Source organism: Martelella sp. FLE1502 (assembly GCF_053484255.1).
On sequence record NZ_JBAKFQ010000043.1, the window covers coordinates 1 to 22,910 of the forward strand.

General features: G+C 62.3%; 21 protein-coding genes. 9 read left to right on the plus strand and 12 right to left on the minus strand.

From position 1 onward, the window contains the following. Positions 1–137 precede the first annotated feature (137 nt). From V6767_RS22100 to V6767_RS22115, 4 genes are all read right to left on the minus strand, one after another. Positions 138–365, minus strand: coding sequence for a F0F1 ATP synthase subunit C (locus V6767_RS22100; protein ID WP_018063478.1), 228 nt, complete (start codon positions 363–365; stop codon positions 138–140). Between the two features lie 88 nt (positions 366–453). Next, entirely contained in the window at positions 454–1,206 is a 753-nt protein-coding gene (locus V6767_RS22105; RefSeq protein WP_230720225.1) for a F0F1 ATP synthase subunit A, read from the minus strand. Positions 1,207–1,264: 58 nt separating this feature from the next. Next, entirely contained in the window at positions 1,265–1,606 is a 342-nt protein-coding gene (locus tag V6767_RS22110; RefSeq protein ID WP_448475416.1) for an AtpZ/AtpI family protein, read from the minus strand. A gap of 184 nt (positions 1,607–1,790) precedes the next feature. Beyond that, a complete protein-coding gene (locus tag V6767_RS22115) occupies positions 1,791–2,768 on the minus strand; it encodes a magnesium transporter CorA family protein (protein ID WP_448475417.1) in 978 nt (325 codons plus the stop codon). A gap of 133 nt (positions 2,769–2,901) precedes the next feature. Between V6767_RS22115 and V6767_RS22120 the strand changes: the two genes are divergently transcribed. Continuing rightward, complete coding sequence (locus tag V6767_RS22120; RefSeq protein ID WP_448475418.1) at positions 2,902–3,591, plus strand: phosphoribosyltransferase; 690 nt, start codon at positions 2,902–2,904, stop codon at positions 3,589–3,591. 54 nt (positions 3,592–3,645) lie between these two features. On the opposite strand, the gene V6767_RS22125 is transcribed toward V6767_RS22120, so the two are convergent. Beyond that, positions 3,646–4,716: a PRC-barrel domain-containing protein gene (locus tag V6767_RS22125; protein WP_448475419.1), complete on the minus strand. Its 1,071-nt coding sequence runs from the start codon at positions 4,714–4,716 to the stop codon at positions 3,646–3,648. 211 nt (positions 4,717–4,927) lie between these two features. Then, positions 4,928–6,433, minus strand: coding sequence for an HWE histidine kinase domain-containing protein (locus V6767_RS22130; protein ID WP_448475420.1), 1,506 nt, complete (start codon positions 6,431–6,433; stop codon positions 4,928–4,930). A 590-nt stretch (positions 6,434–7,023) separates the two neighbouring features. On the opposite strand from V6767_RS22130, the gene V6767_RS22135 reads away from it, so the two are divergent. From V6767_RS22135 to dgcA, 4 genes are all read left to right on the plus strand, one after another. Then, positions 7,024–8,442: a phosphomannomutase gene (locus V6767_RS22135; RefSeq protein WP_448475421.1), complete on the plus strand. Its 1,419-nt coding sequence runs from the start codon at positions 7,024–7,026 to the stop codon at positions 8,440–8,442. Positions 8,443–8,486: 44 nt separating this feature from the next. Next, the gene (locus tag V6767_RS22140) at positions 8,487–9,920 is read left to right on the plus strand and encodes a mannose-1-phosphate guanylyltransferase/mannose-6-phosphate isomerase (protein ID WP_448475422.1); all 1,434 of its coding nucleotides are present in this window, start codon (positions 8,487–8,489) and stop codon (positions 9,918–9,920) included. Positions 9,921–10,146: 226 nt separating this feature from the next. Then, a complete protein-coding gene (dgcN, locus tag V6767_RS22145; protein ID WP_448475423.1) occupies positions 10,147–11,148 on the plus strand; it encodes an N-acetyltransferase DgcN in 1,002 nt (333 codons plus the stop codon). Continuing rightward, complete coding sequence (gene dgcA / locus V6767_RS22150; protein ID WP_448475424.1) at positions 11,145–12,131, plus strand: N-acetyl-D-Glu racemase DgcA; 987 nt, start codon at positions 11,145–11,147, stop codon at positions 12,129–12,131. The genes dgcN and dgcA overlap by 4 nt, the downstream gene beginning before the upstream one ends. Before the next feature lie 6 nt (positions 12,132–12,137). Here the strand turns inward: dgcA and V6767_RS22155 are convergent, their stop codons facing one another. The 5 genes from V6767_RS22155 to V6767_RS22175 all read right to left on the minus strand — a co-directional run bounded on the left by V6767_RS22155 (position 12,138) and on the right by V6767_RS22175 (position 17,389). Further along, complete coding sequence (locus V6767_RS22155) at positions 12,138–13,346, minus strand: GTP-binding protein (RefSeq protein WP_448475434.1); 1,209 nt, start codon at positions 13,344–13,346, stop codon at positions 12,138–12,140. A gap of 388 nt (positions 13,347–13,734) precedes the next feature. Further along, positions 13,735–14,424: an ATP phosphoribosyltransferase gene (gene hisG, locus V6767_RS22160; protein ID WP_448475425.1), complete on the minus strand. Its 690-nt coding sequence runs from the start codon at positions 14,422–14,424 to the stop codon at positions 13,735–13,737. Then, the gene (locus tag V6767_RS22165) at positions 14,421–15,560 is read right to left on the minus strand and encodes an ATP phosphoribosyltransferase regulatory subunit (protein WP_448475426.1); all 1,140 of its coding nucleotides are present in this window, start codon (positions 15,558–15,560) and stop codon (positions 14,421–14,423) included. Before V6767_RS22165 ends, hisG begins: the two co-directional genes overlap by 4 nt. 78 nt (positions 15,561–15,638) lie before the next feature. After that, positions 15,639–16,001: a VOC family protein gene (locus V6767_RS22170; protein ID WP_448475427.1), complete on the minus strand. Its 363-nt coding sequence runs from the start codon at positions 15,999–16,001 to the stop codon at positions 15,639–15,641. A gap of 17 nt (positions 16,002–16,018) precedes the next feature. After that, on the minus strand, positions 16,019–17,389 hold the full coding sequence (locus tag V6767_RS22175; protein ID WP_448475428.1) for an aminotransferase: 1,371 nt from the start codon (positions 17,387–17,389) through the stop codon (positions 16,019–16,021). 533 nt (positions 17,390–17,922) lie between these two features. Here V6767_RS22175 and V6767_RS22180 point away from each other — a divergent pair. The 3 genes from V6767_RS22180 to V6767_RS22190 are packed head-to-tail and all read left to right on the plus strand — an operon-like array spanning position 17,923 to position 20,921. Next, entirely contained in the window at positions 17,923–19,107 is a 1,185-nt protein-coding gene (locus V6767_RS22180; protein WP_448475429.1) for a M24 family metallopeptidase, read from the plus strand. A gap of 3 nt (positions 19,108–19,110) precedes the next feature. Further along, complete coding sequence (gene argE / locus V6767_RS22185) at positions 19,111–20,268, plus strand: acetylornithine deacetylase (RefSeq protein WP_448475430.1); 1,158 nt, start codon at positions 19,111–19,113, stop codon at positions 20,266–20,268. After that, positions 20,265–20,921: a GntR family transcriptional regulator gene (locus V6767_RS22190; RefSeq protein ID WP_448475431.1), complete on the plus strand. Its 657-nt coding sequence runs from the start codon at positions 20,265–20,267 to the stop codon at positions 20,919–20,921. Before argE ends, V6767_RS22190 begins: the two co-directional genes overlap by 4 nt. Positions 20,922–21,075: 154 nt before the next feature. Here V6767_RS22190 and efp read toward each other — a convergent pair whose 3' ends face one another. After that, positions 21,076–21,645, minus strand: coding sequence for an elongation factor P (gene efp / locus V6767_RS22195; RefSeq protein WP_448475432.1), 570 nt, complete (start codon positions 21,643–21,645; stop codon positions 21,076–21,078). 133 nt (positions 21,646–21,778) lie between these two features. Here efp and epmA point away from each other — a divergent pair, with 133 nt between their 5' ends. Then, positions 21,779–22,849 (plus strand): EF-P lysine aminoacylase EpmA, encoded by a 1,071-nt coding sequence (epmA, locus tag V6767_RS22200; RefSeq protein ID WP_448475433.1) that lies wholly within the window; start codon positions 21,779–21,781, stop codon positions 22,847–22,849. The last annotated feature ends 61 nt before the right edge of the window (positions 22,850–22,910 follow it).

The following is a 22,910-nucleotide window of genomic DNA, read 5'->3' on the forward strand; positions in this document are numbered from 1 at the left end:
TGGGGTTGGGCACCTTGGGTCGTGGGGGCAAAAGCGGGGGTCAAAAACATGCTCACCTCAAATGGTGTTCGAAAACAGGGGGCGCGGCGCCGGCCTCAGGCCAGGCCCCGCAACCGAAAGTCGGACCGTTCAAAAAATCAAACGGCGAAGAGGAGGAGCAGGGCAACGAGCAGCGAGAAGATGCCGAGCGCTTCGGTAACGGCGAAGCCGAACACCAGACGGCCGAACTGGCTGTCGGCGGCGGACGGGTTGCGCAGCGCGCCGGTGAGGTAATCACCGAAGATGCGGCCGAGGCCCATGGAGGTTGCACCCATGCCAAGGCAGGCAATACCGGCGCCGATGAACTTTGCTGCTTCCGCTTCCATATGAGAACTCCTTAGAAGAATTGGGTTGTTGCGGCTTAATAGCGATGCCGGTTCCGCCTGTCCAGACGAAGCCGGCGACTTTTCTATCCTAGTGCTCGCCCGCGTTGACGGCGTCGTTGAGATACATGCAGGTCAGGACTGCAAAGACGTAGGCCTGCAGGAAGGCCACCAGGAATTCCAGCGCCGTCAGCGCCACGGTCATGGCAAGCGGCAGGATTGCGCCGCCGGTGCCGATCGTGCCGATCGAGATCAGCGAGACCACGAAGCCGGCAAAAACCTTCAGCGTGATGTGGCCGGCCAGCATGTTGGCGAACAGACGGACGGAAAGGCTGATGGGACGCGAGAGAAACGAAACGATCTCGATCAGCGTCACCAGCGGCAGCAGTGCCACCGGAACCCCGGATGGCACGAACACCTTGAAGAAATGGAAGCCGTGCTTGTAAAGCCCGTAACCGACGACCACGCACATCACCATCAGCGCCAGCGAGAAGGTGACCACGATCTGACTGGTGACGGAGAAGAAATAGGGGAACATGCCGATCAGGTTCGCCGTCAGCAGGAACATGAACAGCGTCAGCACGAAGGGGAAGAACACCATGCCCTTCGTCCCAGCGCCCTCCCTCAGCATCGAGGCGACGAATTCATAGAGAAGCTCGGCGATCGACTGGGTGCGCGAGGGAATGAGGCCGCGCTTGGCGGTTGCCAGGTAAAGAAAGCCCGCAGCGGCCCCGGCGGAAATCACCATGAACAGCGAAGCATTGGTGAAGGACAGGTCCAGCCCGCCGACATTGATCGGAACGATGCTGTGGATCTGAAATTGATGGGTCGGATCGTTTGCCACCTAGTCTCTCTCTTCTTGCCCTGCCTGCGGCCGTTTTCAGCCGCCGGCAACCAAAACTTTACTTGCCGTCTTTTTTCATACGGTCTTCCGGCTCCGCCACATAACCCACGGAGCGCAGTACATTCAATACCCCGGCGCAGAATCCGAGGAGAATAAACACAATCAATCCCCAGGGGCCTGTCCCCGCGAAGCGATCAAGCAGGTATCCGATCATGAAACCGACGAAGATCGCCGCCATGAACTCGCTCGAAAGCTTCAGGCCCTTCGACATCTCCTTGCGGTCCTTGGCGGAGGCCGCCGTCTTTGCCCGTTCGGATGCCTCGTCCTTGCGCAGCGAGCCGAGTTCGGATTCCAGCCGCTTGCGGCGGGCCTCCAGATCGTCCTGTCCGTCTTCTGCCATGACATCCCTCCTTGAGCGCGTCCCCGTCAAGAAGGCTCCGGCCACGCGATAAAGCGGCGGAAAGGCCCGGTCAAGTGGTGCGCACCATAGTTTTAGCGCCCATGCTAGTCAAGACAAGGGGCGGCATCAATGGCGCAAGCCGCAAATATCTGATTTCATTGCGGTAAATGCGTTTATTTCGTCGCTACAGCCAGCCGCGCTTGCGCAGCCAGACGACCGCCGCCGCCCCGGTCAGGAACATCAGGCCGAGAGCGGCCGGATATCCCCACGAAAAGTGCAGCTCCGGCATCTTGTCGAAGTTCATGCCGTATATGCCGGCAATCAGCATCGGCGGCGCGAACACGACCGAGACCACTGAGAACAGTTTCATGATGTTGTTCTGTTCGAGATTGATCAGCCCAAGCGAGGAATCGAGCAGGAAGGTTATGTTGGAGGCGACGAAGCCGGCATGTTCCGACAGCGACTGGATATCGTGGGACACGATCCGGCAGAGGTCCTTGGTTGCCTTGTCGTCGCGCACCCGGCGCAGCGTCTGCACATAGGTCGCAAGCCGCGACAACGTGGTCAGGCTGTCGCGGGTCTTGCTGACAAGGCGATGATAGGTCGAAATCTCGATCAGCCGCTCTTCCAGCTCCGCCGGCGGGCGTCTGCGTCCGCGCGCGCCCTCGCCGAACACGGCGATCGAGATATTGTCGATCTTGGCGACAGCCAGTTCCAGGATTTCGGCGGTGCGGTCCACGATGGTGTCGAGCAGATAGGCCAGAACCTTGGCGCCCTGGCCGGGTGCGACCTCCAGCCGTTTCATGTCGGCGGCGAACAGGAAGAACGGCTTCGGTTCCGCGTGGCGGATGGTGATCAGCCGTCCCTCGGCGAGAATGAAGCCGATATCGGTGAGGTGGGCGAGGCCGAAATCCACATTCATGACCACAGAGGCGGTCATGTATACGGCGTCGCCCTCGGTATAGTAGCGGCTCGAAGGTTCGATATCCTTCAGCGATTCGCGCGTCGGCAGCACCACGCCGAGCAACTCCTCGATCTGGCGCATGTCGTCTTCGGTCGGATCGAGCATGTCGATCCAGATCACGTCGTCCTCAAGCGGCGCGGGCGTGCCGGTGGAAGACATCGGCGTCTTCGCCCCTCCGACCTTGTAGAGATGGATCATCAAAACCCCGCTTTTCGAGATCGCGCGTCGGTGAATGCGCACCGGCGCACAGCGCCCCTTGCTTCAAAGGGCTACCGAAGCCTAATGATGAGGGCAAGACTGTTTTTGGCCAAGCCTTGAGATTTCATCCGCCATGCAACCCCATCATTTCTGGCAGGAATTGCTGCCGCCCGCGCCGGCTGAAACGACCGCCCATGATGCTGCCCATGAAGCTGCCTATACCGCGCGGTTTGCCGACGGCCGCCGTCTTCTGCTGCCGATCCGTCCGCTTGGAGACAGCGGCGAGGGGCTTGCCTCGCTGATCATAAACCAGGCTTCGTTTGCAGTTACCAGGGCGCTTGCCGAGGATCTCGCCGCCCGGCTTGCGCCCCTGAAACCCGAAATCATCGTCGGCCTACCGACGCTTGGCCTCACGCTGGCGGCCGCTCTCGCCGAGGCGCTCGGTCATTCCCGCTACGTGCCGCTCGGCAATTCGCGCAAGTTCTGGTACGAGGAGGCGCTGTCGCTTCCGGTCAGTTCCGTCACCACGCCCGGCCAGCAGAAGCGGCTCTATATCGATCCGCGCATGCTGCCGCTGCTTGAGGGGAAGCGGGTCGCGCTCGTCGATGACGTGATCTCATCGGGCAAGTCGATCGTGGCGGGGCTTTCGCTCCTGAAGCAATGCGGCGTGCGCCCCGTGGCGATCGCCGCCGCCATGCTGCAGACCACGCGCCATGTCGAGGCGCTTGCCGCTTTCGATGCTGGGGGCGTCGACGATATTCACGCCTGCTTTGCCACGCCGCTGCTCGTTCGCGGCCGGGACGGGCTCTGGCGTCCGGCATGAAAAAGCCCGCGATCGCGAGATCACGGGCTTTCTGCAAGGAACGTCGGGCCGAGATTAGTTCAGAAGAACGGCATCCGGATTGTCGTTCAGGCTCTGCTCGGTATATTCCGGCTGGTTTTCGAGCGTCTCACGATCATACTTGGTCTGCACGACATAGGTGTCGCCATCGCTCATGACCGTGGCCGAGTCTGCCGAAATGGCGACCGGCTTTTCGCCGATGCCGAGGAAGCCGCCAACATCAACGACGAAGACGTTCTCGTTATTGTCGCCGTAGACAATGATGTCGGAGATTTCGCCGACATTGTCGCCATCAGCGCCCAGAACCGGCGCGCCTTCCAGCTCGTCATAGGAGATCGAGGCGGTGTCGACTTCGCTCATGCCTTCCAGCATCGGGTTTTCGGCCATGGCGCCGTCGTTCTGCATCGCATCGCCGGCATTGTCGACATTCGAGGCGACGTCGTTCATGGCGTTGCCGGTGGCATCCGCGGCGGTGCCGATACCGGTGGCCACGTCATTCATGGCTTCACCCGTCGCATTGCCGGCTTCGTCAAGAGCCGTTCCTGCCGAGTTGGCCAGATCGTTTGAGCCTTCGGCCATGGTGCCTTCAGGCGCCGGAGCGCGGCCCACCTTCATCAGGTTCTCATTGTCGGATTCGAATTCCGGCGCGGATTCCAGCTCTTCGCGGGTGGCGTCGATGCTGAGCCAAGCGCCATTCTCACCGGGCTCCCATGACAGTCGATCGAAGGAAATCGCGACTTCCTTTTCACCGATGCCGAGGAAACCGCCGACGCCGATGACGGCGGCATTGGCCGTGCCGTCGGTGTTCATCACGATGTCCGCGATGTCGCCAACCTGTTCGCGTTCCTGTGTTTCGGCGCTCATGCCGTAGACCGGCCAGCCAAGCAGCGAACTTGCGAGTACCTGCTCGCCGGTCGCACCGTAAAAGCTCTTGGCGTCTTCGCCTGCAGCTTGACGATCAGGGAAGATCGGCGAAGCGCCGTTTTCCATGCTCGAGCTTGCCTCAGGCTGTTTCATGGGTTCGGTGGTGTTGGTATCCTGGGCAAAGGCTGCACCCGTGGAAACAACAGCTACCAGTGCGGTGGTCGAAAGAATCTTGCGAAGCATGTCAATACTCCTCTCTTCTTGTAGTGCTCCAATTTAGGTGCGATTTAATATTTGTATTATTTGTTTTTATCTCACCTTGCTCACGACAATTAAACGTGCCCGGATGACCCTTGTTCCTCCGACCGGTGACTTTTTTGGAAAAAAGAGCGCAAAAAATAAACCCGCCGCGTTCGGGAAACGGGCGGGCGATTTCGTCTGAATTGTTTTACGATCAGCAGTATCGCAACGGCATGGAAATATGCACCTTGAGGCCGGTTTCGGCATAGTCGACATCAACCTTGCTGCCGATGACCTTGTCGAGACTGCGTTCAATCAGAACGGAGCCAAAGCCGCGCTGTTCGGGGGTGGTCACGCGCGGCCCGCCAACCTCGACCCAGTCGAGTTCCAGATGGGCGTTGCCGCCTTCATCCCTGCAGGCGACGGTGATATCCACAACGCCGGCCCGGGTCGAAAGCGCGCCGAACTTGGCGGCATTGCTCGCAAGCTCGTGGATGACGAGGCCAAGCGCCAGCGCTTCGTCGGGATCGAGATAGACGGCGCTGCCGTGAATATCCACCTGCCGCCCCGAACTGTCGCTGTAGGGCGCGATCTGCGAGCGCAGCAGCCGGTCGAGCGCGATTGCGCCCCACTGCTCGTCGGAAAGAAGGGTATGCGCGGCGGAAAGCGCCTGCAGCCTGCCGGAAAACGACATGTTGAATTCGGCCGAGGTCCGCGAGCGCCGCAGCGTCTGGCCGGCGATCGACTGCACGATTGCCAGCGTATTCTTGACGCGGTGATTGAGTTCGCGCAGCAGGAGCCGGGTCTTCTGTTCGCTTTCCTTGGTGGTGCTGATGTCGACCACCACACCGAACACCGGCCCCTTGCGCTCCTCGAGCAATGCGTCTTCATAAGCGCCGCCCAGCGAAAGCAGCCATTTACCGGTGGAATCCACCTTGAATTCGCTTTGATATTCCTCGCCCCGGTCAAGCGCCGCCTTGAACCGGCGCATAAGGGAAAAGCGCATGTCCTTGTTAATGGCCCCGAGCACCCGGCGGCAGGTCACCGGCTCATCGGGTGAAAGCGCAAGCATTTCCCGCAGGGCATTGTCGCATTCAACCGTCTCGCTGATGCCGTCCCAACTCCAAGTCGCGATATTCGCGGCCCGCAACGCCATCGAATGGCGGCGTTCCGATTGAGAAAGGGCGATATCGGCCGAAGCCTTGCCGCGCGCGGCGTGCTTCAGTTCATAAAGCGAGCCGGCAAGGTTCGCCAGTCGGCGCAGTGCTTCGGCATCCTCTTCAGTGGTGTCGCGGTGGTTTGCGCCGTCGATGATGCAGATGGCCCCGGCATTGACGCCGTGAACCGGGATCGGAGCGCCGGCGAAAAACTTCACCCGCTTGCCTTCGAACATGGGGACAGAACGGGCCAGTTCTTCGTGGGTCTCGGGATTGTTGAGGATCAGCGCCCGTTGTTTCTTGAGCGCGATCGGGTAGACGAACAGGCCCGATCGGGTGGGAACGTCATCGACCTTCATGCCATGGACGGCCTGAACCCAATTCTCATCGGCATCGGCAATCAGGATCAAGGCCGCCGGGCAGGAAAAGCGGTTTGCCGCAGCTTCGACGATGGCGACGAAATTTTCGTCGACTTCCGCCGCGCGCATGATCGATTGCGAAAGCGTGTTCAGACGGTCCTCGTCCCTGATCGCCTCCACAATTTCCGATGGCAAATGTTCCACAGGCTCAAGCTCTTTTATTCTCGCTCAGGCAGACAATCCCCGGCCCGGGCACACCTATAAGTCACCGTACCGGAAACGTGCAAGGACTTCCGGCTTCGCATCGAAACGTCCCGGTTCGGCGATCGGTTCCACGCCGGCGTGATTTTTTGCCGCCTTAAATTCCTTCCGCTGAGTGCGAGGGGAACAAAGTGGAAGGAGAGGCGTTAAAATTTCAAATGAGGGTAGATGAACGCCTGGGCGCGTTCATCTGGGTTTCGGAGTGGGCATTGGCCAATGTCAGAGTGTCAGCGTCTACGCAGATCAGTGCTTCATGAGGCTGGCGTTGAGTGTCCTATGCCTCTGAACTTTCGAGGCCCTTCCACGGTGCCTTGACCTGTTTGGCGCTTTTGGAGCCAAGGATATCGGGGAAGTTTGCCGCTTACGCGCGGCGTTGCTATGAGCTACGTCTCTTCCAAGGATTTTTGGTAATCGACGGGTTCGTGCGATAGACTGTCTGAAACGGAGTGGCCGAGGCCGCTCCATTGTTTTGAAAGGCGGCCGGTCGGGACCTCTGCCCGGCGGCGGCGCAAAGACTGGGATAAAGAGTATCGATGAGCGTAAAATTCGGGACGAGCGGCCTTCGCGGCCTGTCAACGGATCTCCTGGGGGAGCCTTCCTCTCTTTACACGGCGGCTTTCTGTCATCATCTGCAAAAGGCAGGCTATGCCGAAAAAGGTGATGTCGTGCTTGTGGGGCAGGATTATCGCGAGTCGAGCCCGGCGATTGCGGCCAACTGCATGGGCGCGATCGCGGCCGCCGGCTTCACGCCGGTCGATTGCGGCGCGCTGCCAACGCCGGCGCTTGCCTTCTACGGCCAGAAGCGGAAAGCCGCCTCGATCATGATCACCGGTTCCCATATTCCGGCCGATCGCAACGGCATCAAGTTCTATCTTCCCGATGGTGAAATTACCAAGGACGACGAGCAGGCGATTTCCGGCTTTGCCGAAAAGCTCAAGGGCACGGTCGATCAGGCAGCCGCGGAGGGCGAGGACGAGGCAAGCGAGGCGCTGGCCGGTTTCGGCGCGCGCTGTACCGCCATTCTGCCCGAGGAGGCCCTTTCCGGCATGAAAATCGGCGTCTATCAGCATTCCACGGTGGCACGCGATCTGTTTATTGCGGTGCTCGAGCATTACGGCGCGGACGTCACGCCGCTTGGCTTTTCCGAGGAATTTATTCCTGTCGACACCGAGGCAGTTTCCCCGGAAACCGTGAAGCTTCTGGAGGGCTGGGCCGGAGAACACGGGTTTGATGCCATTATTTCCGCTGATGGCGATGGCGACCGCCCGCTGGTCGCGGACGAGACCGGCACGCCGCTGCGCGGCGACCTGATCGGCCTGATGACCGCCAATTTCCTCGGCGCGAAAGTGGTGGTGACCCCGGTGACCTCCAATTCCGGCATCGAAAAGAACGGCGATTTCGAGGTGATTAGGACACAAGTCGGATCGCCCTATGTCATCGCCGGCATGGAAAAGGCGATTGCCGAGGGCAAGGACGGCGTTATGGGGTTCGAGGCCAATGGTGGCCTGCTGACGGGTTCGCCCTTCCGTCCTGCCGGCGACACGATTGCGGCCTTGCCGACGCGCGATTGCTTCCTGCCCGTGCTGTCAGCGCTCTATCTTGCCCATCGCGACAAGCGCAAGCTTTCGGAACTTGCGAAAGCCTACAGCCTGCCGGTCGCCGATGCCGACAGGATCAAGAATTTCGAGCAGGCGCGCAGCGCGGCGTTGATGGACTACCTGCGCGAGAGCGACGGCAATCTAGCCGATTTCCTCGCGCCGGTCGGCACGGTTGCGGACAAGAGCGACATTGACGGCCTGCGGGTCACGCTTGAAGATGGCCGCATCATCCATTTCCGCCCCTCCGGCAACGCGCCGGAAATGCGCTGCTATGTGGAGGCGGCGAGCGCCGGCGAGGCGCGCGAACTTCTGAAACAGGGGCTCGCCCTGATCGAAGGTTTCAAGGCCCGTTAAACAGACTCTTATTCTAGATTCATTACATTAGGAGATTTACAGACATGAGCAGCAAGATCGTTCCCGTCATCATGGCCGGCGGCAAGGGCACGCGCCTGTGGCCGCTGTCGCGCGCCACCGCGCCGAAACAGTTCATCCGCTTCCTCGGCCCGAAGACGCTTTACCAGAAGACGCTGGAACGTGTGTCGGACAGCGACCGCTACGAAGCGCCGATCATCCTAACCAATGAGGATTTCCGCTTCCTTGCCGCCGAACAGGCGCGCGAACTGGATATCGAGCTCTCCGGCATCATTCTTGAGCCGATCGCGCGCAACACTGCGCCCGCCGTTGCCGCCGCCGCCGCCATGGTGCGCGCCAATTTCGGCGAGGACGCGATCATGCAGGTGCTCGCCTCCGACCACGAGATCGATGCCGGCTCGGATTATTTCGGCGCGATCGATACCGCGCTTGAGGCTGCCAAGAGCGGCAAGCTTGTCACTTTCGGCATCGAGCCGACCGAACCCGCCACCGGCTTCGGCTATATCGAGGCCGGCGAGGAGCTTCCCTCCGGCGCCCGAAAGGTAGCTCGCTTCGTTGAAAAGCCCGCGCAGGACAAGGCCGAGGAAATGCTGGCTGCCGGCAATTACACCTGGAACTCGGGCATGTTCATGTTCCCGGTCGCGGTGCTGATCCGGGAACTGGAAAAGTATGCCCCGCAGGTATTCGAATTCGCAGAGCAGGCGGTGCTGAAGGACGAGAGCGATCTCGAACTCGATTTCACCCGTCTCGACAAGGAGACCTTTGCGCAGTGCCCTGACATTTCCATCGACTATGCTGTGATGGAAAAGACCAGCGAGGCCGCCGTCGTGCCGTCGGCCTTCACCTGGTCGGATCTCGGCTCCTGGGACGCGATCTGGAAGGATGGCGAACAGGATGGCAGCGGCAATGTCGTTTCCGGCGATGCGACGCTGCTCGACACGCAGAACTCGCTGGTGATCTCGCGCGACATGCATATCGCCATGCAGGGGCTCGACGGCATGGCGGTGATTGCCTCCGAGGATGCCGTCTATGTCGGCAAGCTCGAAGACAGCCAGAATGTCGGCAACATCGTCAAGGTGCTGAAGGGGGCCAAGGAAACCCGGGCGCTGGCCGAGGAACACCCGACCTCCTACCGGCCCTGGGGCGGCTATACCTCGATCATCAAGGGCGAGCGCTTCCAGGCCAAGCGCATCTTCGTCAAGCCCGGCAAGAAATTGTCGCTGCAGAAGCACCATCACCGCGCCGAGCACTGGATCATCGTCAAGGGCACGGCAGAGGTGACGGTGGACGAGGATGTCAAACAGCTGACCGAGAACCAGTCGATCTACATTCCGCTCGGCGCCGTCCACCGGCTTTACAACCCCGGCAAGATCACGCTGGAGCTGATAGAAGTCCAGACCGGTTCCTATCTCGGCGAGGATGACATCATCCGCATCGTCGACGATTTCGGTCGCGGTTGATTGAAAGGTAAGGCCCCGCGCCGTTCGGCGCGGAGCCTTGCGTCAATCTTCTACCTTGCGCTGTAGCTCCGAAAATCCGTCAAAATCACATTTCAGGCTATCTTAATTCGCGATTCCTGCGTGTTGTGAGCGAATTCGCGCAAACTTTCGCCGCTCCAGCTTGACCGCTACCGTCCCGTCGCGATATCGTTTCGCAACTCTCTCTCACAGCCGGGTGGTCAAGCACATGATCGAAACTCCCTATCTTCTGTTCCTGGGCGATGCGCCCGACGCGCTCGCTGCCAAGGTGGCGCAGGGCATCAAGGACTGGCGTCCGGAATATGCCGTCGGCCAGTTGCGGCTTGAAGGCTGCAAGGCGGACATGAAGCTGCCCGATCTGTCGATCGCGGAAGCCGTGGACAAGGGCGTCAAGACGCTGGTGATCGGCGTTGCCAACCGCGGCGGCGTGATCTCGCCGTCCTGGAAGAGCGTGCTGATCGAGGCGATGGAAGCGGGTCTCGATCTCGCCTCCGGCCTCCACAACCTGTTGCGCAACGAAGCCGACCTTGCCGCGAAGGCGAAGGAGCTCGGCCGCACGCTGCATGATGTCCGCATCCCCGCCGTTCAATATCCGATCGCCAACGGCAAGAAGCGGACCGGCAAGCGCATGCTCGCGGTCGGCACGGATTGCTCGGTCGGCAAGATGTACACCGCGCTCTGCGTGGAAAAGGCGATGCGTGACAAGGGCATGAAGGCAACCTTCCGCGCCACCGGCCAGACCGGCATTCTGATCACCGGCGGCGGCGTGCCGCTCGATGCGGTGATCGCCGATTTCATGGCCGGCTCGATCGAATATCTCTCGCCTGACAATGACGCCGACCATTGGGACCTAATCGAAGGGCAGGGGAGCCTGTTCCACGCCTCCTATTCCGGCGTGACGCTGGCGCTGATCCACGGCGGCCAGCCGGATGCGCTGGTGATCTGCCACGAGCCCAACCGCCCGCATATGCGCGGCCTGCCGGACTATCAGCTCCCGAGCCTCGAGGCGGTGCGGGATCTGGCGCTGCAGATGGCCAGGATCGTCAATCCGGACTGCAAGGTGGTCGGCATATCGCTCAACACCTCCGCCATGTCGGACGAAGAGGCGCTTGACTATTGCCGGCAGACCGAAGAACGGATGGGCCTGCCGACGGTCGATCCGTTCCGCCACGGGGCCGAACGCCTCGCCGATGCGCTGGCGGCGCTATGAGCGAACTTTACGTCTCTGCCCGCGAGGATGTGTTTCCGGTCGCGGGCTCCTTCACGATCTCGCGCGGCTCGCGCACCGAAATCCGGGTGGTGACGGTGACGCTCACCGATGGCGCGCATACCGGGCGCGGCGAATCCGTGCCCTATGCCCGCTACGGCGAGACGGTTGACGGCGTGATTGCCGATATCCTGTCGCTGGAAGCCGAGATCCGCGCCGGGCTCGATCGCGAAGCCTTGCAGACCCGGATGAAACCGGGCGCGGCGCGCAACGCGCTAGACTGCGCGTTCTGGGACTATGAAGCCAAGAGCAGCGGCAAACCGGTGTGGCAACGCGCGGGGCTGCAAAAGCCCGGTCCGCTGACCACGGCCTACACCATCTCGCTCGGCGAACCGGAGAAGATGCGCGCCCAGGCCGCCAAAAACGCCCATCGGCCGCTGTTGAAGGTCAAGCTCGGGACTGATGACGACCTTGGCCGTATCGAGGCGGTGCGCGCCGGCGCGCCCGATTCCACGATCATCGTCGATGCCAATGAAGGCTGGAGCGTCGAGGCCTATCAGGCGCTGGCCCCCGCGCTCGTGCGCCTCGGCGTGGCGCTGGTGGAACAGCCGCTTCCGGCCGGCGATGACGAGGCGCTGCGCCATATCGACAGGCCGCTGCCGGTCTGCGCCGATGAAAGCTGCCATGCGCGCCCCTCGCTTGCCGACCTCAAGGGCAAATATGACGCGATCAACATCAAGATCGACAAGACCGGCGGGCTGACCGAGGCGCTGCTTTTGAAACAGGAAGCGGAGGCCATGGGCTTCCAGATCATGATCGGCTGCATGCTCGGCACCTCGCTCGCCATGGCGCCGGCCATGCTGGTCGCCGAAGGTGCGGCCTTTGTCGATCTCGACGGGCCGCTGCTGCTTGCCCAGGACCGCGCCAACGCGATCCGCTTCGATGGCTCGGTGATGCACCCGGCCGAGCCGGTGCTGTGGGGGTAGTCCCGTTCAGCCTCTCGTCCAGGACGGGAAGGGGTCGGTAAGCGATTCGTAGTCGCGTTGGTTGAAGGTGGGCCCGGTGTCGATCAGGCAGTCATCGAGGGCCTCGCGGATCGCATCCTTGTCCATGCCCGCGCCGATGAAGACGATTTCCTGCCGGCGATCGCCATAGACCGCGTCCCAGCAATCCTCGATCATCCGGCGCAGGTCCGGCGCGTCCGGCCAGCGGCTCTCGGGCACGGCTGCCCACCAGCGCCCCAGCGGACCGCTGCGCACGATCGCCCCGGCAAGCGAGAATTCACCGGCGAAATCCGGCCGCGTCGCCAGCCAGAAATGGCCCTTGGCGCGGATCAGGCCTGAAAAATTCATCCGCGTGAAGGCATCGAATTTCAGCGGATCGAACGGCGCGCGGGCCCGGTAGACGAAGCTGGAAATGCCGTATTCCTCGGTCTCCGGCACGTGGTCGGCAAAGCCGTAGAGCTCCTTGGCCCAGAGCGGGTGCTGGCTGGCCTTGTCCTCGCTGAAGAGGCGGGTATCGAGCAGTTCGTCGAGATCGACGCGGCTGAAATCCGTCTCGATGATCTTTGCATCGGCGTTCAGCGCGCGGACAATCTTGACGACATTCTCGCGCTCTTCCGCGCTCACGTCCGAGGCCTTGTTGACGACGACGACATCGGCGAATTCGATCTGCTCGACATGCAGATCGACCAGCGTCCGCTCGTCGCCTTCGCCGGCGACCTCGCCGCGATTTTTCAGGAATTCGTGGCCGCCATATTCGCGCAGCAGGTTCACCGCGTCGACCACCGTGACCATGGTGTCGAGGCGGGCGAGATCGGAGAGGCTCTCGCCGCGCTCGTCGCGCCACGAAAATGTCGCGGCTACCGGCAGCGGTTCGGCAATGCCGGTTCCCTCGATCAGCAGATAGTCGAAGCGCTTTTCCTCCGACAACCGCCGCACCTCGGTCAGCAGGTCGTCGCGCAGCGTGCAACAGATGCAGCCATTGGTCATCTCGACCATGGTTTCCTCGGTGCGCGACAGATCGGCGCCGCCCTCGCGCACCAGATCGGCATCGATATTCACCTCGCTCATATCGTTGACGATCACCGCGACCCGCCGCCCTTCGCGATTGTTGAGAATATGATTGAGTAACGTCGTCTTGCCTGCGCCGAGAAAGCCGGAAAGGACGGTGACGGGCAGGCGGGTGTCGTTGTTTTGCAGCATGGGGAAAGGTCCTTGCGATGCGTGAGAATGCCAAACGAAAAGACTACGTTCAGCGACTTAATGTTATAACATAACATTAATACCCAAAAGCCTGACGGGCGTCAACTGACGGCGGCAGGATCGACTGAGGCGGGCTGCGGGGGGAGGCTCGATAAGTGGCCGTGCAGGGTCCAGCGAGAGCTCCGCGTTGGCCATGGTCGAACGGCGCCCACTCCGCCACAAGCTCTTGGGCGCCGAGGCTTTACAGGCGCAGTCGGGGTCGTTGTGGAACTTTCGGCCAGCGCACGGCAATAGCGCATGGCCTTATCGCAATGCCCCCAATCTTCTCTCCCAGCGGGAGAGCGTGCCGGAAGCAAGCCGCCAAGTCATATGCCGGCGTCTGTCGTCACCCGCGCATCGCCGCAGCGATCTCTTCGATCAGCGGGTCTTCCTCATGCTCGCTCTTCTTCGCGCGCATGAAACAGGCTTCCGATCTCAGGATCAGCCCGTCGGACAGGATCTTCAGGTGATTGGCCTTCAGCGTCGAGCCGGTGGAGGTGATGTCGACGATGATGTCGGCCTGGCCGGCCATCGGCGCGCCTTCGGTGGCGCCGAGGCTTTCGACGATGCGGTAGAGCTGGATGCCGTGGGTGGCGGTGAAGAACTGCTGCGTCAGCCGCCAGAATTTTGTGGCGATCGCCAGCCTGCGGCCATGGCGGCTGCGGAATTCGGCGGCGACATCGTTGAGATCGGCCATGGTATCGACATCGAGCCAGATTTCCGGAACCGCGACCACGACATCGGCCTGGCCGAAGCCGAGGCGCGAGACGATCTCGACGCGGGCATCGGCATTGGCGACATTCTCGCGCACGACATCCTCGCCGGTCACGCCGAAATCCACGGCGCCGCTGCCGACCTCGCGCGCGATCTCGGAGGCCGAGAGAAAGGCGATCTCGATATCGCCGCGCCCTTCGATCTGGCCGCGATAGGAGCGGCTGTTGCCATTGGTCGCGACCGTGAATCCCGCCGCCTTCAGCGCCTGTTCCGCGCCTTCCTTGATGCGCCCCTTGGAGGGCAGAGCAATGGTGACGGTCATCGGATATCCTCGGCTTTGCTGCCCGCACGCTCGATCCGGTCGAGCCAGAGCGAGAACCCGACCGCCGGAATATGCCCGCTTGCGCCAAGCAGCGTCAGCAGCCGGTCATAACGCCCGCCGCCTGCAAGCAAAGCTGCGCGCGGGCCGGCTTCGGTGATCTCGAAGACGAGGCCGGTGTAATAATCGAGCGGTCGCCCGAAGGCGGCGCGATAGGTGATGTCACTGACGACAACGCCGCTGGCTGCAATCGCCGCGATCCGGTTTTCGAAGGCGGCAATCGCCGAACCGATATCAAGGCCGAATTTTTGCGCGAAGCCGGTGAGCGCCGCCGAGGCCTGATCGAGGCCGATGTCGAGCGCCAGAAAACTCGTGAGCGCGTCCAGCGCCTCGGCGTCGAGGCTGGTGACCGACAGCGCCAGCTTTTCCTTCAGCCGTCGGGCGATCTCTTCCGGGCTGCGGCTGGCATTGGTGGAATAGCCGGTCGCCTGCATCGTCTCGTCGATATGGGCGATCAGCCCGGCCTCGTCGCCATCGGCGAGAAAGCCGGCGACGCGCCGGTCGAGCCCGCCGACCGGCTGCGGCCTGGCAAGAGCGTCGAGCAGCGTTTCCAGCCGCTTCTGATTGCCGAAGGCATGGATCAGCCGCTTTTGCCAGCCGCCCGGCAGGCCGAGTGCGCCAACAACCGCCTCGAAAAGATTCTGGTCGCCAAGCGTGACCGAAACCGGCGTCTCCGGCAGGCAATCGCGCAGGACATCGAGCGCATCGGCGATGGCGCGGGCATCGGCCTTTGCGAAATCCGCGCTGCCGAGATCCTCGATGCCTGCCTGAAAGAATTCGGAAGCGCCGTCATCGCGCGCCTGGCGGAACACCATGCCGCAATAGGCATAGCGTTTCGGCGTGCCGGCATTGTTGTCGATATGGTGGCGGCATACGGGAATGGTGAATTCGGGTCGAAGACACAGGCTTTCGCCGGTCTCGCTCTCGGTCATGAAGATGCGGCGGCGCAGCGCCTCGCCCGCCATATCCAGAAACGGAGCAGCGGGCTGGATGACCGGAATATCGGTCAGCGCCGTATCGCGCGCCTTAAAGGCTTGAAGGATAGCGCCGGCGCAATCCGGCAGGCTGGTGGACGGCATGGATGGACGGTCTCTTCTGTTCGCCGCAACCGATGACCATCCTTTCAGCCAAATGTCAACGATCGCGGGCCGAAAAGCTCAGGCCAAGGTCTGCATCAGTTCGATGCGGTTGCCGAAGGGATCATAGACATAGGCGCGCTGGAAACCCTCAAGCGGCTCGTCGGTCTTCACCGCGTAGCCGGCCTTCGCGACCCTTGCGGCAAGCGCATCGACATCGTCCACCAGGATCGCCGGATGGGCCTTGCGCGCGGGCCGAAAATCCTTCTCGACGCCGAGATGGATACGCAGCCCGTCCGCCTCGAACCAGCATCCGCCGCGCGGTTTCAGGTTTTCGGGCTTCTCGACCTCAGGAATGCCCAGGACCCCGTGGTAGAAGGCGCGTGCCTTGTCCTCACCGCCTGCCGGCATGGCAAGCTGCACATGATGGATCGCTTTCAGCATCGCGCCTCCTTTCGTCTCTATCCCAGAACCGTCGTCACCGCCTTCTTCGTCGCCGCCACGATCTGGTCGGCCTCCTCGCGCGTCAGGCAGAGCGGCGGGGCATAGCCCAGAATATCGCCTTCCGGCATGGCGCGGGCGATGACGCCTTCGGAAATCAGCGCGGCGGCAAGGTTGGGGCCAACCTTTTCCGACGGATCGTAGAAGGTGCGGCTCTCGCGGTCCTTGACGAATTCGACCGCCATCAGCATGCCCTCCCCGCGAATATCGCCGACATGGGGATGATCGGCAAGCGCGTCCTTCATGGCGGCGCGGAGGTAAGCGCCGGTCTCGGCGGCGTTTTTCACCAGACCCAGTTCATCGATCAGCTTCAGGTTGGCAACGCCCGCGGCAGCGCCGATCGGATGGGCGGAATAGGTCCAGCCATGGCCGATCGGGCCGTTTTCATCCGTGCCCTGTTCCAGCGCCTTCCACACCTTGTCGGAAACGATGGTGCCGGAAAGCGGCGCATAAGCGGATGTCAGCCCCTTGGCGATGGTGATCAGGTCAGGTTTCAGGCCGTAGTGATCGGAGCCGAACATCGAGCCGAGGCGACCGAAGCCGGTGACCACCTCATCGGCGATCAGCAGGATATCGTGCTTTTCCAGCACCGCCGAAATCGCCTTCCAGTAACCTTCCGGCGGCGGCACGATGCCGCCGGTGCCCAGCACCGGCTCGCCGATGAAGGCCGCGATCGTATCCGCGCCCTCGCGCTCGATCCGCATTTCCAGCTCGGCCACGCAATGGGCAACGAAATCGGCCTCGCTCATGGCAAGGTCCTTGCGGCGGTAGTAATAGGGCGCGGTAGTGTGGAACACCCGCTCCAGCGGCAGGTCGAACTTACGCTGGAAGCCGGCAAGGCCGGTGAGCGACCCGGTCATCAGCCCGGAGCCGTGATAGCCGCGCCAGCGTGAGATGATCTTCTTCTTTTCCGGCCGGCCAAGGATGTTGTTGTAGTACCAGACCAGCTTGATATTGGTCTCATTGGCATCCGATCCGGAAAGCCCGAAATAGACCTTCGACATGTGATCCGGCGCGCGAGCGATCACCATTTTCGCCAGATTGATCGAGGCCTCCGTGCCGTGGCCGGCATAGGCGTGGTAATAGGCAAGCTCCCGCGCCTGCTCGGCAATCGCCTCGACAATGCTTTCCTGCCCGTAGCCGACATTAACGCAATAAAGCCCGCCAAAGCCATCCAGCAGCTTGTTGCCATCGCGATCCTCGATGAACACGCCCTTGGCCGTTTTCACGATCCGGCTCGGGCTTTCGCCGCGCGCATGCTGGGCGAGATGGGTCGAGGGATGGAAGAAATTCTCGCGGTCGAAGCGGTCGAGCTGGTCGTTGGTAAGCATCGTATCCTCGTGTTGTGAAAGGGCTTGCGCGCCGTGTTGAAAACGTGTTGTATACAACACTGAGAGAAAATGCAAAGTGGAGCGTTCTGAGGCTGAGAGGCACGCCTCACTCTCCTCCCATTCTGCGTCATCCTCGGGCTTGACCCGAGGATCCAACCACGTGTGTCGCGAGCGGCGTTGGCGGGTGGAGTGGAGGAGAGAGAGCCAAGCTCGCCACGCCCTCCTCTCGCGGGGAAAGGTGATTAGATCCTCGGGTCAAGCCCGAGGATGACGCCCTTAGGGAGGCTGGCACAAAACAATCTCCCCCCTTGAGGGGGAGATGTCGCGAAAGCGACAGAGAGGGGTGAACCCTCTCGACAAACGCAGAGCTTCGGCTCTGTCGCTGTACCCCTCTCTGCCCTGCCGGGCATCTCCCCTCAAGGGGGGGAGATCAGCGCTCCTGGCAGGTTGAGGAAGGTGACAGCGCCGGTGAATTGAGAGACGCGGGAAAACGTGCGCACACCAACAGTTGTGCACAACAAACGAGGAAAGCCATGGCGGCGACGGAACTGCCCTTTTCGAAATCGGAATATGACCGCCGGCTGGCGCTGACGCGCAAGGCGATGGAGGCCTATGGGCTGGATGCGCTGGTGGTGACGTCGCCCGCCGGCATGAACTGGCTGACCGGCTATGACGGCTGGTCCTTCTATGTCGATCAGGCCGTGATCGTCACCGGCGAGGGCATGCCCTATTGGTGGGGCCGGCTGATGGACGCGAATGGCGCACGCCGCACCGCCTTTCTCGATGAGGATCATATCCTCTGGTACGCCGACCGCTATATCCAGGCGGACGGCATCCATCCGATGGACGATCTGGCTGAAAAGCTTGCGGGTCTCGGCCTCGACAAGGCCCGCATCGGCGTGGAGATGAACGCCTATTACTACTCCGCCGCCGGCCACGCCGCGCTGGTGAAGGGCCTTCCGGGCGCGTCGATCAAGGACGGTTCGGGCCTCGTCGACTGGCAGCGCGTGGTGAAGTCGGAGGAGGAAATCGCCTTCATGCGCAAGGCGGCGCAAATCTCCGACCGGGTGATGGGTCATGCGATGGAGATCGCCGAGCCGGGCATGAAAAAGAACCATTTCGTCGGCGAGCTGATGAAGACCGCGATCACCGGCATCGACGATATCTGGGGCGATTATCCGGCGATCATGCCGCTGCTGCCGTCCGGTCCCGATGCCTCCGCGCCGCATCTCACCTGGAGCGGCGACGAGTTCAGAACCGGCGAGGCCACCTTCATCGAGCAGGCCGGCTGCTATCGCCGCTACCACGCGCCGCTCAGCCGTACCGTGTTCTTCGGCAAGCCGCCGCAATACATGACCGACGCGGCGCAAGCGCTGGTCGCCGGGCTGAATGCCGGCATCGAGGCGGCGCGGGCCGGCAACCGGGCGGGCGATATCGCCGCGGCGCTTGAAAAGGAACTCTGGAAGGTCGGCATCGAGCGGCCGAACCGCTGCGGCTATGCAACGGGCCTCGCCTATCCGCCGGACTGGGGCGAGCACACCGTCAGCATCCGCACCATCGACGAAACCCTGCTGAAGCCGGGCATGACGCTGCATTTCATGCCGGGCCTGTGGATGGATGACTGGGGACTGGAAATTACCGAGACCATCCTGATCACCGAGAACGGACCTGCGGAGGCCCTCTGCAGCGTCGAGCGCAAACTGTTCGTGAAGGATTGACCGTTGAGCGATCTGACTGCCGCACGCGATATTCTCGCAGACCTTGTCGCCTTTCCCTCGGTTTCATCGGAAAGCAATCTGCCGCTGATCGCCTACATCGCCGAGCGGCTGTCGGATTGCGGTGCGCGGGTGGAAATCCTCACCGATGCCACCGGGACCAAGGCCAACCTGTTCGCAACGCTCGGCGACGACCGCCCCGGCGGGCTGATGCTGTCGGGCCACAGCGATGTCGTGCCCGTGGACGACCAGCTCTGGACCAACGACCCGTTCACGCTTGCAGAGCGCGACGGCAAGTTCTTCGGCCGCGGCACCTGCGACATGAAGGGCTTCATTGCCGCATGCCTTGCCAAGCGGGAGACGCTGGCCGAATTCGCCGAACGCAAGCCGATCCACTTCGCCTTCACCCATGACGAGGAGGTCGGCTGCATCGGCGCGCGGGCGCTGACGGAATGGCTGTCGGAGCGCGAAGTCCGTCCCGCGCTCGCGATCGTCGGCGAGCCGACCATGATGCGGGTGATCGAGGGCCACAAGGGCTGCTGCGAATACACCGTCACCTTCACCGGCCGCTCCGGCCATTCCTCGGCGCCCGAGCTGGGCATCAACGCGGTCGAATATGCCGCCCGCTACATCGCACGGCTGATGGAACTGCGCGAGCGGCTGATGGCACGCGTGCCGGAGGGCTCGCGCTACCAGCCGCCCTATGCGACGCTGAATGTCGGCGCGCTGGAGGGCGGGTTGTCGCACAATGTCATTGCGCCGCGCGCGGTGCTACGCTGGGAAACCCGGCCTGTGATCGCCGAGGATCTGTCGCTGGTGAAAGACGACATTGCCACCTATTGCGCCCGCGACCTCTTGCCCGCCATGCGCGCCGTCGCGCCCGAAGCCGATATCGAGACGAAGGTGATCGGCGAGGCGGCGGCGCTGTTTCCGAGAAACGACAACGCCGCGCGCGACCTTGCCTTCCGGCTCACCGGCTCGGACAGCGCCGACGTCGTGCCCTTCGGCACCGAGGCCGGCTTCTTTCAGGAAATCGGCATGGACGCCGTTGTCTGCGGGCCGGGCTCCATCGACCAGGCCCACAAGCCGGACGAGTTCTTGAGCGCGGATCAGCTTGGCCAATGCCTCGCCATGCTCGACCGGCTCGGAAGCGCGTGGCGATGACGACAGGCGAAATGACCGGTCGCGACCGGCTCGCCCAGATCCACGACATCATCCGCGAGCGGATCATGATGCTCGACTATCCGCCGGGCGAAAAACTCTCTGAAGCAGCACTCGCGGCCGAATTCGGCGTGTCGCGCACGCCCCTCCGGCGCGTGCTGGCTGGGCTGGAAGATGAGGGCCTGCTGCTCTCCGTCCACGGCGTCGGCACCATCGTGACGGATGTCGACCTCGATGAACTGGCGCAGGTCTACCGCCTCAGGATGGAGCTTGTCGTGCTGATGGCGCATCTTGACCCCGCACCGGTCACGGAGGAGATCGTGGCGGATTTTCGCGCACTTCACGAGCGCGCTGTTTCGCTCAGGAACGCCCCCGCGCCGCGCGATTTTGCAGCGCTCGACCGCGACATGTTTCTGGCGCTCAACCAACTTTCGCTGAACCAGCCGCTCAGGGACACCGGTGAACGCCTCTATTTCCGCACCGCCCGCATCTGGCTGCAGGCGATCACCGCCTCGGCGGCGGATCTCGAAAACGAGGCGGAGATCTATTGCCGGGAGACCGCCGAAATCCTCGCCGCGGTCGAGGCCGGCCAGATCGACGCCCTCTGCCATCTCCGCCGCGCCCATATCGCGATGAGTTTTTCGCGGATGCGCTGAACCCGCCGTCGAGTGCGATGGCCCTTTAACGGCAGGTTCGAAAGCCGTAAACTCCTGACTCTTCGAAGGGATTCACCCCTCTCTGCCCCTTTCGGGGCATCTCTCCCTCAAGTGGAGAGATTGTTTGCCGGAAGGTTTGCGGACCGAATGCCGCTCAGTCCTTGGCGCGTTCCACGTAGGAGCCGTCCTCGGTGAGGATGACGACGCGGGTGCCGGCGTCGATATGGGGGGGCACCATGGTGCGCAGGCCGTTGGAAAGCATGGCCGGCTTATAGGACGACGAGGCGGTCTGGCCCTTGACCACCGGCTCGGTCTCGGTGATTTCGAGCGTCACCTGGCGCGGCAGTTCGAGGGCGATCGCGATGCCTTCGTGGATCGACAGGATTACCGTCATGCCTTCGGAGAGATAGGCGGCAGCGTCGCCGACATCGTCCGCGCTCATGGTGAGCTGGTCGTAGGTCTCCGGGTTCATGAAGTGATAGCCTTCGCCGTCGGCGTAGAGGAAGGTGTGGTCATTGTCCTCGACGAAGGCGCGCTCGACCTGTTCCGTCGTCTTCCAGCGCTCCGAAACCTTGACGCCGTCGGCGATCCGGCGCATGTCCACCTGGGTAACGGGCGTGCCCTTGCCGGGGTGAAAATTCTGGGCGGTAAGCACGACATAGAGCTTGCCGTCGACATCGACGACATTACCCTTGCGCAGCGACGAGGCGATGACCTTGACCATGAAACTTCCTTGCTTTCAAAGCGCGGCCTCTGGCCGCAATCCTTACTGAATTGTGAGAGCGGGACTAACGCAAATTGCACGTTAATGCCAGTGCCAAACGCGGCAAACCGCCTGTGAGGCTTCGGAAACCGATATGAACAAGCCGACTGACAGAAGAGATGCGGACGATGGAGCGTGGTGGCGGCCCGACCGCCACGCGGACCGCCGGCCGGCGCTTCTCGCCCGCAACCGGATGATAGCGACGATGCGCGCCTGGTTTGCCGCCGAGGATTTCATCGAGGCCGACGTGCCGGCGCTGCAGGTCTCGCCCGGCAACGAGACCCATCTTCACGCCTTCGCCGCCGACATGATCGGCAATGACGGCGCTGGACAGCAGATGTATCTCCACACATCGCCCGAATTCACCGCGAAGAAGCTGCTGGCGGCGGGCGAGGAGCGGCTGGTGTGCTTTGCCCGCGTCTATCGCAATCGCGAGCGCGGGCCGCTGCACCATCCCGAATTCACGATGGTGGAATGGTATCGCGCCCATGCGCCCTATGAGCGATTGTTTGAGGATTGCCAGGCGCTGCTGGCGCTGGCGGCGAAGGCGGCGGGGGCGACGACGTTTTCGTGGCGCGGCAGTGCCTGCGACCCGTTCGCTGCCATCCAGCAGCTAAGCGTTGCCGAGGCCTTTGAACGTTATGCCGGGATCGATCTTCTGGCGACGATCGGCGATGACGGGGAAGGGGACCGGGATGCTCTGGCCGCCCGCATGGACAAGGCGGGGCTTCGCTATGGCCCGGACGATAGCTGGTCGGACATATTCTCGCGGGTGCTGGTGGAAAAGGTGGAGCCGGAACTTGGCCATGGCGCAGCGACGGTGCTCGATGCCTATCCCGCCTGTGAGGCGGCCCTTGCGCGCAAGAGCGAAGCCGATCCGCGAGTCAGCGAACGCTTCGAGCTTTATGTCTGCGGCGTTGAGCTTGCCAACGGCTTTGGCGAACTGACCGATGCCGACGAGCAGCGCCGGCGCTTTGTCGCCGACATGGCCGAAAAACAACGCATCTACGGCGAGACCTATCCGATCGACGAGGATTTTCTCGATGCCCTCAGGATCATGCCGCCGGCAAGCGGCATCGCGCTCGGCTTCGACAGGCTGGCGATGCTTGCCACCGGCGCCCGTCGTATCGAAGACGTGCTATGGGCGCCCGTGGCCGGAAGCTAGAAGATTTTAGAGCATCGGGCGATTAGTCTGCAACGCATGCTGTTGATTTGAAGTAGTTCCA